This window comes from Chryseotalea sp. (genome assembly GCF_057350905.1).
The window spans coordinates 144,828-160,264 of the sequence record NZ_JBMRCF010000008.1 but is presented as its reverse complement, the minus strand read 5'-3'; the positions used below and the strand labels follow the sequence as shown (position 1 = coordinate 160,264).

General features: G+C 37.2%; 17 protein-coding genes. 15 read left to right on the top strand and 2 right to left on the bottom strand.

Annotated elements, in window-relative coordinates; all coding sequences use genetic code 11:
* Window positions 1–223: 223 nt before the first annotated feature.
* The 12 genes from ACO1XM_RS09040 (at window position 224) to ACO1XM_RS08985 (ending at window position 10,761) form a co-directional block, all read left to right on the top strand.
* Complete coding sequence (locus ACO1XM_RS09040) at window positions 224–643, top strand: hypothetical protein (RefSeq protein WP_486228068.1); 420 nt, start codon at window positions 224–226, stop codon at window positions 641–643.
* Between the two features lie 161 nt (window positions 644–804).
* Complete coding sequence (locus ACO1XM_RS09035) at window positions 805–2,769, top strand: ATP-binding protein (RefSeq protein ID WP_486228066.1); 1,965 nt, start codon at window positions 805–807, stop codon at window positions 2,767–2,769.
* Window positions 2,770–3,037: 268 nt separating this feature from the next.
* Window positions 3,038–3,844, top strand: coding sequence for a hypothetical protein (locus ACO1XM_RS09030; protein ID WP_486228064.1), 807 nt, complete (start codon window positions 3,038–3,040; stop codon window positions 3,842–3,844).
* A 181-nt stretch (window positions 3,845–4,025) separates the two neighbouring features.
* On the top strand, window positions 4,026–4,562 hold the full coding sequence (locus tag ACO1XM_RS09025; protein WP_486228062.1) for a hypothetical protein: 537 nt from the start codon (window positions 4,026–4,028) through the stop codon (window positions 4,560–4,562).
* 516 nt (window positions 4,563–5,078) lie between these two features.
* Window positions 5,079–5,540, top strand: a complete 462-nt coding sequence (locus ACO1XM_RS09020; protein WP_486228060.1) for a hypothetical protein — start codon at window positions 5,079–5,081, stop codon at window positions 5,538–5,540.
* A gap of 210 nt (window positions 5,541–5,750) precedes the next feature.
* Window positions 5,751–6,212, top strand: coding sequence for a gliding motility lipoprotein GldH (locus tag ACO1XM_RS09015; protein ID WP_486228058.1), 462 nt, complete (start codon window positions 5,751–5,753; stop codon window positions 6,210–6,212).
* Window positions 6,213–6,566: 354 nt separating this feature from the next.
* On the top strand, window positions 6,567–7,148 hold the full coding sequence (locus ACO1XM_RS09010; protein WP_486228056.1) for a Crp/Fnr family transcriptional regulator: 582 nt from the start codon (window positions 6,567–6,569) through the stop codon (window positions 7,146–7,148).
* 83 nt (window positions 7,149–7,231) lie between these two features.
* Entirely contained in the window at window positions 7,232–7,849 is a 618-nt protein-coding gene (locus tag ACO1XM_RS09005) for a hypothetical protein (RefSeq protein ID WP_486228054.1), read from the top strand.
* Between the two features lie 182 nt (window positions 7,850–8,031).
* Window positions 8,032–8,655 carry a hypothetical protein gene (locus ACO1XM_RS09000; protein ID WP_486228052.1) on the top strand — a complete coding sequence of 208 codons (624 nt, stop codon included), beginning with the start codon at window positions 8,032–8,034 and terminating at the stop codon, window positions 8,653–8,655.
* A gap of 148 nt (window positions 8,656–8,803) precedes the next feature.
* Window positions 8,804–9,235: a DUF6326 family protein gene (locus ACO1XM_RS08995; RefSeq protein ID WP_486228050.1), complete on the top strand. Its 432-nt coding sequence runs from the start codon at window positions 8,804–8,806 to the stop codon at window positions 9,233–9,235.
* A 27-nt stretch (window positions 9,236–9,262) separates the two neighbouring features.
* Window positions 9,263–9,928 (top strand): alpha/beta hydrolase, encoded by a 666-nt coding sequence (locus ACO1XM_RS08990; RefSeq protein ID WP_486228048.1) that lies wholly within the window; start codon window positions 9,263–9,265, stop codon window positions 9,926–9,928.
* 224 nt (window positions 9,929–10,152) lie between these two features.
* Window positions 10,153–10,761: a hypothetical protein gene (locus ACO1XM_RS08985; protein ID WP_486228046.1), complete on the top strand. Its 609-nt coding sequence runs from the start codon at window positions 10,153–10,155 to the stop codon at window positions 10,759–10,761.
* Window positions 10,762–10,846: 85 nt separating this feature from the next.
* On the opposite strand, the gene ACO1XM_RS08980 is transcribed toward ACO1XM_RS08985, so the two are convergent.
* Window positions 10,847–11,965, bottom strand: coding sequence for an acyltransferase family protein (locus ACO1XM_RS08980; RefSeq protein WP_486228044.1), 1,119 nt, complete (start codon window positions 11,963–11,965; stop codon window positions 10,847–10,849).
* A 355-nt stretch (window positions 11,966–12,320) separates the two neighbouring features.
* Between ACO1XM_RS08980 and ACO1XM_RS08975 the strand changes: the two genes are divergently transcribed.
* The 3 genes from ACO1XM_RS08975 to ACO1XM_RS08965 all read left to right on the top strand — a co-directional run bounded on the left by ACO1XM_RS08975 (window position 12,321) and on the right by ACO1XM_RS08965 (window position 14,261).
* Entirely contained in the window at window positions 12,321–12,821 is a 501-nt protein-coding gene (locus ACO1XM_RS08975; protein WP_486228042.1) for a DUF1801 domain-containing protein, read from the top strand.
* A 64-nt stretch (window positions 12,822–12,885) separates the two neighbouring features.
* Complete coding sequence (map, locus tag ACO1XM_RS08970; RefSeq protein ID WP_486228040.1) at window positions 12,886–13,650, top strand: type I methionyl aminopeptidase; 765 nt, start codon at window positions 12,886–12,888, stop codon at window positions 13,648–13,650.
* A gap of 176 nt (window positions 13,651–13,826) precedes the next feature.
* Window positions 13,827–14,261, top strand: a complete 435-nt coding sequence (locus ACO1XM_RS08965) for a hypothetical protein (RefSeq protein ID WP_486228038.1) — start codon at window positions 13,827–13,829, stop codon at window positions 14,259–14,261.
* A gap of 47 nt (window positions 14,262–14,308) precedes the next feature.
* Here the strand turns inward: ACO1XM_RS08965 and ACO1XM_RS08960 are convergent, their stop codons facing one another.
* Window positions 14,309–15,292: a GlxA family transcriptional regulator gene (locus ACO1XM_RS08960; protein WP_486228036.1), complete on the bottom strand. Its 984-nt coding sequence runs from the start codon at window positions 15,290–15,292 to the stop codon at window positions 14,309–14,311.
* Window positions 15,293–15,437 lie beyond the last annotated feature (145 nt).

Here is a 15,437-nt window from a genome sequence, read left to right as displayed (position 1 = left end):
TGTTGTGTATGTATACCTTTTGGAGTTGAGATAAGTGAAATATGTATAACAGTTGAGTATATATGGGCGTTGTGTGCCATTTACCAGAACGACACAGAACTAAGAACAAGAAAAGTGACCAATGACTGAATATATTAGTATTTCGTGGGTGGTACGACTAGGGAATTGGATATTCAGTCCGTTAATAGACTTTTATTTCAGTCGCCCGAAACTATATATTTATTTGGATAAAGTAGCACTTAAAACGATTGTTCCTAAAATTCCGAATGCAATTGACGAAATTGCATGGAGAGGAGAACTTGTTATTAAAAATAACTCAAAGCACGATTCATACAATTTAGTCATTGACTACCCAAAAGGTGTTGTTTTTGATGCAGTAGAAAAACTCCCCCAGCATAACAATCTCTCAGCTAAACAGGAAATCCGACTAAAATTTTCTTGGTTAAGAGAATATGTTAACGAACCAACGGGACTACAATTTAGAAGAGGAGAAATTGATACACAGTATCCATTAGATAAAAGAGAATTCATTTTGATATTGGAGTATCGAAACGAAAAAGGAAAGAAGTTTTATTCGATATTCAATAAAAATGAGGCCAACTTACAAAACGCTTTGTTTATTTTCAGACCAAAGATTAAGTAGTGTAACTAACACCAATAAAAGCTATAATCAATAAAAGCTGATTAGTAAGTATAAATTTTTATCTTCGCAATCACGTTTAGTAATGCTGGACAATTACAATTTCTAAAGCCGCCACTACAAATTGCTAAACGTTAGGCACAATACAAACAAACATATGCAAAATGAATGTATTTGGACTAAATGAACAATTGACTTCTGAAGAAGCAAAAAAATTAAGGAAAAATGATTTGAAAAACCTACTTACCTCTTACGCAGATGAAGCAGACGTTTTTTCAGAGATTATTCAAAATGCATTTGATGCCACTCTTACGGCTATTAGCTCTAAGAAATACACAAATAAAGATCAACCAATAATCAAAATATTTATTGGTAGACGTATAAACGATACGCATTACTTTGCAGTGAATGACAATGGAATTGGAATGAACCCAGTTACAATGTCAAAATTTACAATCCCAGGATTTTCCCATTTAAAACAGATGGGAAAATCAATTGGCTATAAAGGTGTTGGCGCTTCCTTTTTTTTCGCGAGTTCAGAGAGAATATCTGTAAAATCAAAAGATGCAACTGGTCAGACATCCTCATTTTCTGTCAAGGGTAGTTATTCCTGGATTATGAATGAGACAGAACCAGAACCAGTCGTTTCTAATAAAGTAGATTTTCCAGAGAATGTTCTTTCAAATATTGTAGACGAGCAAGGAACAACAGTTTGTTATTACTTGCATAATTCTCTAAAACCAAAATCTCTAAACAATATTGTAATTGTTGGGGAGTCATACGAAAATGAATTAAGTAATTGGGTAAACTTTTTCTGCATAAAGACTGCAATCGGTCAAATAAAGGACATTTCGCACTTAAATATTAAAGTAAAGTTTATTTTAGATACTGGAAGGGAGACCTATGAAACTGAATGCACTTTTGGTGACTTTAATAGGGAGGCTAAAACGCTTGGATATCCTTTTCCTTGGAAAGTTTTTGCCGTTCAGCAGGAAGTATCAGTTATAGACTCTACTTCACCAAGTCAATCATTTAAGCATAAAAGCAAATACCAGGCTCTTCACACTACGTGGAGTAAGAACGATATTCAAGCAATGGAGATCGATTTTAATGAGGAAGAGAGTGAACTAATTAACGCTCACCTTGATTTTGTTGATTTATTTTTTTCATATTCAACGGAAGTCCTTAAAGAAGTTCATCGAAGACTTGGAACTAGAACAGCTCTCTTACGATACGGAATCAGAATAGTTGTTGATAATGTCCCTCAGGGTAGAATGATGGATTTTGATTTAACAAGTTTACAAGGACTGAATAGACAGACTCACGCTGTGATAGCCTTTAAGGGTTTAGAATTAGACACTGGCCGAAAAATTCCCTCAAATGAAATCATAACAGAAGTAATCAGAAAAATCGGGGTTAGGATAATGAATAAAATATCCGACTACAGGTGGTGCTTACGAAAGAAAGATAGACCTCCAATCTCGTCTGATCTTGATGAATGGCGAAATTCTGTAAGAAGTAAAACAACTACTTCTACTGTACGAAAATTATTTGAGAATAAGGGATTAATACCACCAATTTTCATTGATCCTGAAAGTGAAAATGATGTGATTGCCCTATTCACATCTTGCGTTTGTAATAAAATGTTGAAGGGATATAAGTTGTTCGCTCTTTCTGGTTTCGCACGATATGATGGCTTAGTTGATATTGAGAAGGATGACCTTAAACTTAAAGATATTAAGGACATTTTTAGTTTCAGAGATAACGAAAGAATGCAGGCAGGACAATTAAAAGTTATAGAGTTTAAGCACCAATTTGCTGATTTAATAGATGACTTTGAGCAACGAAAGAAGAACCCAACAGAGATCGATTTATTGGTTTGCTGGACATTACCTGCAATGAACGTTAATAGGGGTGAAATCACCTATTGCTACAACGATCGTAAGGACCACAGACCTTTGTACGGTGTAACTCACATATGGACGGATGAAAATGAAACTAGCACTATCCCTATTATTTCTCTTAGGCATTTTGTTGCTGAGTTTCTAAAGGAGATTGAATCCGAACCTGGATTGGGAGTGGCCACCTTTAATACCCTTCTTCAGCAAGATAAAGACAGTACTATTTAAATAAATGTACTGTGCCTAACTCCAGCCATAACCAATGACGGGTTGAAGTTTAAGTATAAGTTTTTCTCTCCTTCTCAGCGTCAATTGGTAAGTGTGGAGGAGGAGCGTAAGGACTCTGAGAACCATATCTAGAGCATATCAAGCTCAGCGTTCCCTGCGGGTAACGCTGAGTAGGATTAAGTAATTTTTTAACTGATAAAGGCAACGGTTCATAGCCAAGTGTTGTAGGCAATAATCAATTATGACAATTAGGAATACATATCATGTGATGGAAGTTTCTGACGAGAGTGCCGCTGAGTTTCCTCAGACATATGATTGGGACAGCGAAAGATCACAAAGCTACTTCAGAAAACACATTGAAGAAAATAAATCATTCCCAGACAACGAGCCGTTTTTGGAGCAAGAACTATCTCATAATAATGAATTCAACAAACGTAATGATTTTGTTTTTGGGCCTATAGATAAATATTGTGTTTCCGAAAGAACAAAACGACTTCTTGAGGAATTTAACCTTCCAGTACACAGATTTTATAAAGTGACTTTGTACAGAACTTTTGGGATTCTATGGATGAAACTGTTCCGGATAAAGTTGAATAAAAAATACTACGCTTTTTCTTATGATTTTATTAAACTGAACGACAGTCTAGATTGGATTGATTTCGAAAAAACAGAAATCTATGCAAAAATAGGATTTGATGAAAAGATTAAATTAAACATTCGAAGTGCAGAAGAATTCAAACAAATACTCATAAAGAATAGACAGATAAATCAACGACTGACAGAGATAACTGATTACAATGATCCGAGTTTTAAACCAATAAAAGGTTTTGAGTCGGAATATGGTGAGTTACAAAAATCTCAAATTGGACACTTTGAATCGGAACAAATTTTCTTCAATAACAATTTTGATCACTCACTTGACGTCTTCGAAATTCCATCCCTTTCTTGGATGACATATATTTCTGATCGCCTTGTAGAGAAGTTTAAGGCTAATAATATTACGGGACTGATAATTTCAAAGCCTGGAGAAAGACAATATAAAGTAAAGAGACCCAATCCGAAATTGAGTTGGTAGAATTCTCTTATTCTCGGAGTCACTTGGTAAGTTTGGAGGATGCGTATAAGGATAAGGAGAGCATATCAAGCTGAGAGTTCCCTACGGGTAACGCTGAGTGGGAGTAATCCACAACGGTGACGGAAAAAATAAAGTGGAGAAAATAAGCATACATAAACCTTGTAAGGAATTGCATGAGCATATGAGATCTGAAATCAAAACATGGGTTATTATTACAAATCTTCTTTGTGTTGTATGTGGGCTATTTTTAGGTCTGGTAAGTGTCGGGTTTGTGGTGGCGCTTACAATAGATTTTAGTGGACTTGGATTCTTTGGATTAATCTTTATTGGAGCTTTGGCCATTCTTACATTGTCTATTGGTCTGACCCTATTTAAAATTGTCTCAATTGACGAAGCCAAAGGGAATATCGGACTTACTTACTTTGGGCTCTATACAAGATACTGGAAGATCAACGACATTAAAGGCTACAAAACTTATTCCTTGTGGACTCACTATGGGACATTTGAACAGACTTTTGTGGTAACTAATGACGGAAAACAAATCAGCATATCTGAAGGAGCCCTGAAAAACTACCATGAAATGCGCGATCGGATTCAAATACTCTGTAAAGAAAACAATGATCTAATCAGGAATGAATGGTCAGTAATTAATAAAACGCTATTCTTATTTGGAGCTGTGTGTTTGTTAGTTGCTATAACTACTAAAATACTGAGTTAATGCAACTACCTGCACCAACCGCTACTTTCTCCTTCTCAGCGTCACTTAGCAAGTGTGGAGGATGAGCGTAAGGACTCTGAGAATTATAGGGAGGCCATATCAAGCTCAGAGTTCCCTGCGGGTAACTCTGAGTAGGAGTAAACCTACATTCTTAGTTATTGGGATTCTTTGCTTTTTTATTTTTATTTATCTTTTAATAAAGGCCATTTGACATATGTTATATCGAATGGACAATTTCCTCTTCTTCTCCTTCTCAGAGTCACTTGGCAAGTGTGGAGGATGAGCGTAAGGACTCTGAGAACCATAGGGAGCGCATATCAAGCTCAGGGTTCCCTGCGGGTAACGCTGAGTAGGAGTAAAAATGCTTCATAATCAAGCGTTAGCAGCCATTTTTTTGACGACATCCAAATCCTTCAACACGTGAGACGATTAACTTTTACCGTTATTAATGCATTGATTCTTTTTTCATCATGTAAAGAGACTGACGATTTCTACGGCACAAATCGATATTTTACTTTGAATAAATCAGAATACTGTCCTAACGATACAATTGAATTGACCGTTAACATAACAAGTCAGAAGGAGAAAAAAATTAAGCTTTATTCAAACTACAGAAACCTGGCAATTTGGTCAAGACTAAAGATGCCATGTAAAAGCGATTCAATAGAATTTTGTGCCGAACTACTAGCTGAAAATATCGGCAGACGTGAAGAGAAAGAAATAGTAGAAATAATTATTAAACCTAACAGACCATTCAAAAAAACTTTCAACGGATATCTTAAACTGGAAGAAGGTTATTATACGGTTTCTTTTCCAGAGATAAATTACAATGTGGTAATCCCAACAGACAAGCTTCTAAACGATTCGACAAAGCTTGAAATACATGGACATTGTAACCCTATAAATCCCGAATTTGGAGCATCATTAGAGGAATTTATTTTACCGAAAGAATTAAAAATTAAAAAGGACTGCCTATAAATAAATTGTGATGAAAGAACGACTACTGTCAACGCCTTCCATGAATAATTCCTACTTCTAATTATTAACGAATTTTTCTCAGCGTCACTTGGCAAGTGTGGAGGATGAGCGTAAGGATCGAGAGCATGTCAAGCTCAGCGTTCCCTGCAGGTAAGGCTGAGTAGGAGTATTAACAGAGTATTTATATTTGACACAAACTAACTGAAACGAATGAAAGCGAAATCCTTACTAACAACACTGACCGTGATTTCAATATTAGCCGCTTGCAATACCTACAAGGAGTATAACAAAGAATCCTTCCCTAACTATACTTGGGACTATGGACAAGAAATTGTATTTAAACCAGTTATTGAAAATATTGACAAATCTTACAATGTAAGTCTTGGAATAAGACATATTTATGGATTTCGTTTAAGCAATTTACTTGTAACAGTTAAGTCAATTTCTCCGTCTGGTAAAGAGGAAATAAAGGAGTATGATTTAAAAATCATGGACGAACCCGGAAAATATGTTGGGAGCTGTGCTGGTGATATGTGCGACCTTGAGACACTAGTGAATGAGAACATAAAGTTTACTGAGGCAGGAGAATATAAGTTTATAGTAACTCATAATGTGCAAATAGACAGAATTCCGGGAGTAATGGAGTTTGGACTTATCATTGACGAAAATTGAGAGAATACTGTTGGCAACTAACATCACTGTTACCTAATTAACTGAGATTAAAAGAATGTTTTCCGTTTCATCCTTCGTAGCCTTGCTTGGCAAGAGTGGTGAATTTCTCCTTCTCAGAGTCACTTGGCACGTGTGTAGGATGAGCGTAAGGACTCTGAGAACTATAATGAGAGTATATCAATCTCAACGTTCACTGCGGGTAACATTGAGTGGTCAGTGGCCAGGTGAAGACCAAAAATAAAGCTTTATCTTCGCTATTACATTTGGTTACAATAGACAATAATGGCTCAAAAGCGGCCAAAGCATCAAAATAAACGTTGATGACTTTGTAACAAACAGCAGTAAAACAAAACAATGGAAAATCTACTATTTGACTTTATATCAAAATACGTTTCTCTGACAGATGAAGAGAAAAATGCACTCGTTTCTTTGGACTTGTTTCACTCAGTAAAGAAAGGGACGATCTTACTTAAAGAAGGACAAAAATCGAAAGAAAGCTACTTCGTTTTGCAAGGCTGCATTCGTACCTATTATGTTGTAGATAGCGAAGAAAAAACTACAGCCTTCTACACAGAAATGGAAGCATTAACACCTCCTTGTGTGGTAAAGAAAACTCCCTCTGATTATTATGTAAGCACCATAGAAGACAGCATACTTTTAATCTCCAATGCAGATATGGAAGAAGAAGTAAACAGTAAATTTCCAAAGTTCGACATCATGTGTAGAAAATTTTCGGAAGAATTGCTAGCCAAGGAGCGAATAGACTTTGACGAATTTAAAACTTCTTCTCCTGAGCAACGATATTTGAACTTACTACAAAAAAGACCTGACCTTATTCAACGCGTGCCCCAACACCAGTTAGCGAGCTATCTGGGTATAACACCACAATCCTTAAGCAGGTTAAGGGGAAGGATCACAGAGAAAGATCGCGGTTAAGATTCCTTACTTAACTTTAGTGAACAAGTTATAGCATTTCGCCAATCTACTTTTGCATTATCGTTTCACAAAAAAGAAAAGAAATGCAAAAGAAATTTTTATGGATTGGACTTGCCTGCGTGTGGGCATGCAGTTTACAGGTGAATGCACAAGATCACAGACAGGACAGCACCTTTAAAAGGTGGTATGTCGGAAGTTCGTTGTTGATGCTTGGAAATTTTTCCAAAGTAAACAACCCTGAGTATATACAATTAAATGTTGGATACAGGATAACACCTAAGGATGTTGTTTCCTTCGAGTTTAAAAGATCCATTTATTCCTGGCCCATCGGTATCCCTTTTGGACCATCCTTTGATGCACCGGGCAAAAACTATCCTGGCCACGCACGCATACTGGCACCAACGGTAGGCTATCAGCGTTTTTGGTGGAAAGGAGTTTATACCTCCCTTCACGCATTAAATGCTTTTGAAAAATATATAGATGAGAATAAAAAGAAGATTGGAAATGGATACACCTTGTATCTGAACTTCCATTTGGGTTACCAGTTTAGGTTTTTTGAAAACCGCTTCTTTTTTGAACCCGCTATTGGGTGTAGTTACTGGCCTGTAAGAACGAATGTTCCGGAATCATTTAAATCGTTAGAAACAAAATGGCCTAACTACTTTATTCAGCCAGGGCTTCATTTTGGGTATAACTTTTAAAACGACAACGATTGTTTTTGCACTAACCCGCCTTGTGGTATAAAGCCACAAAACCTGCATAGTATAAGGATACATACTTTGGAAAAAAGCCAAAGCGCAAACCGTTTATTAACTTAAGTGAACGATGTTAAATCTATGGCCAATCTACTTTTGCTGTATCGTTTAACATAACAAGTAAGGAAATGCAAAAGAAAATTTTATTGTTAGCTTTTACCGTAATGATGGCAAGTGCGCTCCAGGTCAAGGCACAATATGCCAAACAGGACAGTACATACAAAAAGTGGTTTGTCGGTAGCACGCTGTTTTTATTAGGTAATTTTGACAAAACAAATCCTCCCGGCTTCGCTCAGCTTAATGCAGGCTATCGGATTACAGGAAAGGATGTGATTTCACTTGAACTCATAACCTGGAAACATGCCTGGCCCCTTGGTATCAACCCTTTTTATAATAAGGCATATGGAAAACCGGACGAGAAATTTCCTGGTTACATAAGAGAGTATGGAATTGGCCTGGCTTATCAACGGTATTTTTGGAAAGGTCTTTACGCAGCAGTACACGCAACGCCTATGTGGCAAACATATAAAAATGAAGGCGGTAACAAGGTGGGTGATGGTTTCATTATTTTCAACACTTATCGCGTGGGCTATCACGTTAAACTTTTTAAAGACAAGTTTTTTATAGAACCATCTCTTGGGGTTGCCGGCCGCCCTTACTTCACTAAAATGCCCGATGGTTTTAAAGAAAAAGATGATAAATGGCCAAAATGGACACCTGAACCAGGCCTGCATTTCGGATATAATTTTTAGCACTAAGCTGTTTCTTTAACACTAAGTTGAAAGCATTAAAATTTCAACTAACCATACGATCCGTCAGGCCGCTGTTTCGAAGTAAACATCGGTCGGATGGATTTTAGGTAAAGACACGAATTAACGCTTAATTTTTAGTCGATAATTTATGAGTACACAAAAAATACCAAAAAATGCACTGGAAGATATTAAAGTCAGTGTGAAACTAAAGCTTGCAGCGCTATGGGCGAGCTTAATGTTTCTTATTATCTATCTTGATTATTTCCACTTATACATGCCAGGTAAGATAGCGGATATTCAGACAGGGAGGGTGTTTGTATTTGATATTACGCAAGGATTTCTTTTGGCAGCACTCACCGTAGTGACAATACCGGCACTGATGATTTTCCTCTCTGTTGCACTCCCGGCTAGTGTAAATCGTTGGACTAATATCATTATTGCTGCGGTGAATATTCCCTTGATACTGTTTAATTTGGCAGGAGAGGCCTGGATACACATGGTATTTGGCGCTGTTGTAGAAGTTCTGCTTCTTTGTCTGATTATCTATTATGCATGGAAGTGGCCTCGCATGGTAACATGAAAAGGTATGAGTGTAAAATTTTGATGCGTGGGGACACGAATCAAGGTGGCTTTAGCAATGAGAGAAATATATTTATTAAGCGGACTTGGTGCTGACAAAAGAGTATTTGACTTTGTTGACTTTTCTTATGTCAGTGTAAATCATATTGAATGGATTCCACCTATTCATAACGAATCATTAGCGAGTTATTCAAAAAGACTATCGGTACAAATTAAAACAAATCGACCCATTCTACTTGGGGTTTCATTCGGTGGTATCGTAGCTGTAGAAATTGCAAAGCTAATTGATACAGAAAAAGTAATATTAGTATCATCAGCAAAGAATAAGTTTGATATTCCCTTTTATTTTAGAATTGCAGGACTATTGGGGTTAAACAAAGTAGTACCCAAAAGTATTTTTAAAAGCACAAACCTGTTGACTTATTGGTTCTTTGGAACAACAACTGATCAGGAAAAGAAATTGTTGAAAGAGATAATAAAGGATACAGATGGCCAATTTTTATATTGGGCCATTGATAAGATTGTGAACTGGAAAAACACAAGGGTACTAGCTAATTTGATTCATATTCATGGAACGGACGATAAAATATTGCCTGTCAGGACTTGTGACTTTGAAGTTGAAAAGGGAGGACACCTTATGATTGTGAATAAAGGGATGGAGATTAGTGAAATTTTAAAAAGAATATTAAGCTGACAAATGACTGTTGTCGTCAGTCGTGGCTCTCCATTCTTGGTTCGATCCTTCACAAACCAGCATTATAAAAAAACAGTATAAACAATTGCCTCCAAATTGATAATTTTACAAAATGTATTATAAAATAACATGTACAGAATACTTCATCTCTGGATTTTAGGTCTTTAATTCCGTTTTTGGCAATATTATTCAAGTCACATTTAAATAAAAAAGAAGTTAACTATATGAATAAACTACAATTTGCTTTTTTAATTCTATTTTTCATCACCAGCAATAGTTGGGCTCAGGAACCAAGCAATGGCGTAGTAAATCAGGATAAGTACATAATAAATGCAGCAGTTTACAAAAAGGGCGTATACACAACTTTTGAAGAGTTTAAGTTAAATGAACCATCTCTTACCAATGACTTTACCTTTACAAAAAATAAGCTGAGTGTATTGGATAATAAGACAGGTGTCTACAAAAAATTGAAGAATAGAAATGTGTGGGGATTTTGTGATGGTGAAAAGATATTTGTAAAAAGGAGTAAATACAATGAAATTGTAGTGTTGGGGAGGTACTGTTACTTTAAAGAAGAGGGTGTCAGAGTCGGATCTGTACTGACTTCATTTCCAGTCATGCTTTTGCCTATACCGCGTCCCTACAAAGATGAATTAATTATAAACTTTAACACTGGCAAAATCTATTTGTTAACGAAGGACATAATGAATACAATCTTAAAGACAGATGATCCTGAATTGTTAGTGGAATTTGAGAATGAAAAACAGAAAAAAGAAAAGTACCTCGATTACATAGTTAAGTACAATCAAAGAAACACAAAAAAAATTAAATGATTGCCAGCCTGATTCGTGGAGACACAAACCAAGCCGTAACTTTACATAAATCTATCCACAAAAAATTGACCTGACCATCGCTCTATTATTTTACGCCAAAGAATACACCAATCCATCTAACTCTTCGGATAATCAGCTCGTATAGTAACATTGTAAAAGCGAAGGTCCCTGTTACAATGAGTAAATATTTGGTTGGTATGCTCCATTCAGTTTTAATCACATAAAACCCAAGCACTATCAGAACAGTCTGATGAAGAATGTAAAATGGATATACCGCTTTACTGGTGTATTGCAGGCTACGGTTATTGTGCGAAAGGTAATGTCTGGCATAACCCAGTAGACAAAATATCCAACATACGATATTAAGGCATTTGAATAAATCAAAAATGTAGCTGCCCAGGGCAAATGTTTCTAGAAAATTTATTCCTGGTTGATGCCACCCGAAGTAAATCAGGCAAAACGAAAACAAGCCCAACACCAGGTAAATGCTCCGGTTGTTCTCTAAGGTGATCCAAAACAGTTTGGCGCTGGCAAAAAAGTAACCATAGATTAACAGTAAAAAATAGAAGGCAAAGTTGTACCAGTCACTCACAAGGTTGCGATTGTCGGGCCAGCCATCGCGAAGAAAAATCTCAATAAGAAAAAGTGGTAAAGCGAATAAAATCAGGGTTCGGCTTTTTATAAGACGCGATGAAAAAGAGGCGATGGCAGCCGTTGCGCTTTCACTGCGGAGATATAAAAACAAGGGCAAGGCCAGAAGGCTGAATGCAAATAAATAGGTAAGAAACCAGAGATGATTCCAGGTAATGTTGCTGAAGTATAAGGGATAGAAGTCGAGATAAGTGCCTGTGAACGTTTCGTGGTGTAACCACTCAAAGTACACCTGAGGGGGAATGACTACAAACATGCCGAATACCAGCGGAATAAAAATGCGCACAAATCGCTCCTTGGCAAATACACCTGCAGTTCTATTTCCCAGCGCAAAATAGATGCCTGCACCCGACACAAAAAATAATAAAGGCAACCGCCACTGGTTTACAAATAACATCGGCAATTTTAACCACTCACTCAGGTCATGGTTCTGAATATGAAAGCCCCAGTCTATGAAAATAAGCCCTGCATGGTAAAACACTAAGAGTGAAAAAGCCAGGACACGCAACCAATCCAAAAAGTAAATTCGGGGTTTTAAAGATGCTTCGTTCATTAATCAAGTTTAAAATAGGAAACAATGTTTAAGAGTAGGGCTGCATTGTTAGCTTGTGGCTTGTGAGGCACGCGCGTCAATCCTCTATCCAGTTGCTAAAACGGTAAATGTAGTGTATTAATATATGGTTAAAGACAACAGCGCACTTTATAATTGAACAGCAGCGACAAGCGCTATTTAAGCAAGAAGGTGCATGCATAAAGTACATGGCAGATACTTGAATTTAAGTATACTGTGTAACTGAATTGGCAACAACATATCAGTACGGATGTCACCACGCGATACTGACACCCGCAGTAGATGATCTGAGGAATGGCTAACCAAAGTGTGTGAAAACATAAGTAAATTTTTATACTTGTTAGCTATATTTGACCTGAGCATCCTGGCCATGAAAGCACAAGGTAAAACTGTTAAGGAGATTTTATTAAACCTGCCAGCGGATAGACTTGAGCCGTTTAATAAACTACACGAAGTAATTGTAAAAAACCTTCCTAAAGGATTTGAACCTGCCATCAGCTACGGTGGACTAGGCTATGTGGTGCCCCATAAAATTTACCCCGCTGGTTATCATTGTAAGCCAGAAGAGCCACTACCTTTTGCTGGTATTGCCTCGCAAAAGGGATCCATTAATTTTTACCACATGGGAATTTATGCTGACCCCAAATTGTTGAAATGGTTTGTGAGCGAATACCCTAAACACAGCAAGCAAAAACTCGATATGGGTAAAAGTTGTGTTCGGTTTAAAAAGATGGAAGAGATTCCTTACAAACTCATTGGTGAATTAATGAAAAAAATATCGGTTAAAGAATGGATTGAATCCTATGAGAGAAGATTCCTTTTAAAAGCGAAGCAGTGAAAATATGCACCCATCAATGGGTTGATTGACAAAAAGTAAATTGCAAACAAACAGACAAATCGAAATGTCCATAACAAAAGAATCAGAATTAGTCGGTATGCAGAAAGCGAGTGAAGCTGTTGCGTACACCTTGAAGGAGATGAGAAACTATGCGCAAGCCGGTATAACAACGAAACAATTAGACAAGTATGGTGCAACGATACTGGCGGATTTTGGTGCGAAGTCGGCTCCCCATGAAACCTATGGTTTCCCAGGTTGGACGTGCATCAGTGTGAATCATGAGTTTTGCCATGGTATTCCTTCTGAGAACAGAACCCTTCAAGACGGTGACTTGATTAATATTGATGTCTCAGCTGAGTTGAATGGTTTTTGGTCTGACAACGGAGGCTCTTTTGTGTTAGGAGAAGATATTCACCAGCGACAAAAACTTGTTGACGCTTCAAAGCAAATTTTACACAAAGCAATCTTCAATATAAAAAGTGGTGTGCGCATTGCCGATATCGGGCATTTGATAGAAACAGAAGCAAAAAAACGTGGCTATAAAGTAATCAAAAACCTTACCGGGCACGGCATAGGCAGGAGCCTGCACGAAGAGCCGAGTGAGATAGCGAATTACAGAGATCGATTTAATCAGACCAGGTTCAGGAAAAATACGGTTGTGGCCATTGAAACCTTTATATCAACTACCTCTACTTATGCTGAAACGCAGGAGGATGGCTGGACGATGGTTGGCAATAAGGGTGGTTTTATGGCACAACATGAACATACCATTGTAGTAACTGACGGCCAACCGATGATACTGACTGCAATGAATGAGATCTGGAATTAACGCCCAGGTATTGCCTTATAAAGGATAGTTGTAGACTGCATTTAGTGATGGCTGGCATGTAAGCATAGGCTTTGATTGATCTGCTCATACCAACACAGAGCTTATTTTTAATTGAACTTGTTTGTGGTTTGTAAAAACACGAACGACACATGTGATAAATTCAACCCGCATAGTAAATGAATATAATTGAAATAGGTGGTGACTGGATAGGCTATTACACTTTTGGTGAGGGCTATACGGAAGAACAACAACAAACGAAGGTGCCTTTTCGGTTAACCATTAAAAGAGGAATAAACGAATTTGTTGGACAAATTTTTGAGGAAGTTGCCTATGGCGGAATTGATGATGAAATCCTGATCAAAGGAAATCAGAATGGTGACGAAATAGAATTCACCAAGTATTATAGCATGGAACATTATGTAGATGAGAACAATGAATCGTTTTCGATTGAAAGTGAAACACCAACCATTGTTTATTATAAAGGTAAGTTTGACGCTTTGGATAATAAAATTAAAGGTGAATGGGAGATACCCATGCTACTGGAAGATGAGGACGGTGTACTCCATGCTGAGAATTCTTCAGGCACCTGGGCAATTTGGAGAGAAGAATAGCCAGACAAGTTCGATGACAATTCATCAGCTGCTGAAGCAAGGCATGGTTATATCATTGCCTCTTTATTGTACTTACTCCTATAGACAAGCGGTGGCATCCCGGTAATTCTTTTAAATACTTCGCGAAATGCTTTAACATCAGCGTAGCCGACTGCATACATAACTTCATTTACAGTTTTTCTGCTGCTTTCAAAAGCTTTTTTAGCCGCTTCAATTTTTACCCGCTGTGCGTATTCAATGGGTGTGTTGCCGGTAGCTTTAATAAATCTTCTGTCAAAGCTTCTTCTTCCTACTGCAAATTTTGAAGACAGTTCCTCCACGGATATTTTTTCATGCAGTTTGCTTTCAATAAAACTTTGCGCCTCTTTTATCAACTCATCACCATGTGTTTTCTGACCTGTAAAAATGGCAAACTCAGATTGACTATTCCTGTCCATTTCAATCTGAAACACTTTTGAACAAAAAATGGCCGTTTGCCTGTCATAATATTTTTCAACCAGGTAGATAATCAAATTCAGAAAAGAATAAGCCCCTCCATTAGTGTAAAGGCCATGTTCATCAGTAATTAACTTATCGGCTTGTAAATTTATTTGAGGGAACATTTCTCTCAGGTTCTCAGCGGCAGACCAATGCGTAGAACAACTTTTGCCATCTAATAGACCACTGGCAGCTAATAAAAAAGCTCCTGTACAGATAGAGGCGATTTCAGCACCTTGCTTATGCTGTTTCACAATCCAGGCAATAAGTTTTTTGTTTTCTTTAACGGCTTGCAGGTAGTTGTGATTAAGTGAAGGAATAATAATGAGATCCGTTTTGGCAACAGCAGTAATGTGAATATGCGGCTTAACACTAAACAGTCCATCGTAGAAATCAATTTTTTTAGAAGTGCCCGCGATCTGTATTTTAAAAATCGTTTGCTTGTTATGTTGTTTCCAATATGTATTAGCTCTTGAAAATATTTTGTAGGCACCAACAATACTACTCAGGTTATTGCCCTCACCTTCAGGTACAAGTATGGTAATGTGTTTCATTGGGTAAATTTTTAACAAAGGTATAGCAGCATTATGTCCAAATCAACCCACTATAATGTCTATTTTGCCACCTCTTAAAATGGAATTTCAGTCATAATTTTGTATTCCACAATCTCGGAAGGCATACTGTTCAGGCAGTAATCTA

Excerpts from the sequence above, each read along its gene's own strand:
- ACO1XM_RS08965 (WP_486228038.1), top strand. The coding sequence starts at position 13,827 with ATGAATATAATTGAAATAGGTGGTGACTGGATAGGCTATTACACTTTT.
- ACO1XM_RS09030 (WP_486228064.1), top strand. The coding sequence starts at position 3,038 with ATGGAAGTTTCTGACGAGAGTGCCGCTGAGTTTCCTCAGACATATGAT.
- ACO1XM_RS08980 (WP_486228044.1), bottom strand. The coding sequence starts at position 11,965 with ATGAACGAAGCATCTTTAAAACCCCGAATTTACTTTTTGGATTGGTTG.
- ACO1XM_RS09035 (WP_486228066.1), top strand. The coding sequence starts at position 805 with ATGAATGTATTTGGACTAAATGAACAATTGACTTCTGAAGAAGCAAAA.
- ACO1XM_RS09000 (WP_486228052.1), top strand. The coding sequence starts at position 8,032 with ATGCAAAAGAAAATTTTATTGTTAGCTTTTACCGTAATGATGGCAAGT.
- ACO1XM_RS09005 (WP_486228054.1), top strand. The coding sequence starts at position 7,232 with ATGCAAAAGAAATTTTTATGGATTGGACTTGCCTGCGTGTGGGCATGC.
- ACO1XM_RS08995 (WP_486228050.1), top strand. The coding sequence starts at position 8,804 with ATGAGTACACAAAAAATACCAAAAAATGCACTGGAAGATATTAAAGTC.
- map (WP_486228040.1), top strand. The coding sequence starts at position 12,886 with ATGTCCATAACAAAAGAATCAGAATTAGTCGGTATGCAGAAAGCGAGT.
- ACO1XM_RS08960 (WP_486228036.1), bottom strand. The coding sequence starts at position 15,292 with ATGAAACACATTACCATACTTGTACCTGAAGGTGAGGGCAATAACCTG.
- ACO1XM_RS09025 (WP_486228062.1), top strand. The coding sequence starts at position 4,026 with ATGAGATCTGAAATCAAAACATGGGTTATTATTACAAATCTTCTTTGT.
- ACO1XM_RS09015 (WP_486228058.1), top strand. The coding sequence starts at position 5,751 with ATGAAAGCGAAATCCTTACTAACAACACTGACCGTGATTTCAATATTA.
- ACO1XM_RS08985 (WP_486228046.1), top strand. The coding sequence starts at position 10,153 with ATGAATAAACTACAATTTGCTTTTTTAATTCTATTTTTCATCACCAGC.
- ACO1XM_RS09010 (WP_486228056.1), top strand. The coding sequence starts at position 6,567 with ATGGAAAATCTACTATTTGACTTTATATCAAAATACGTTTCTCTGACA.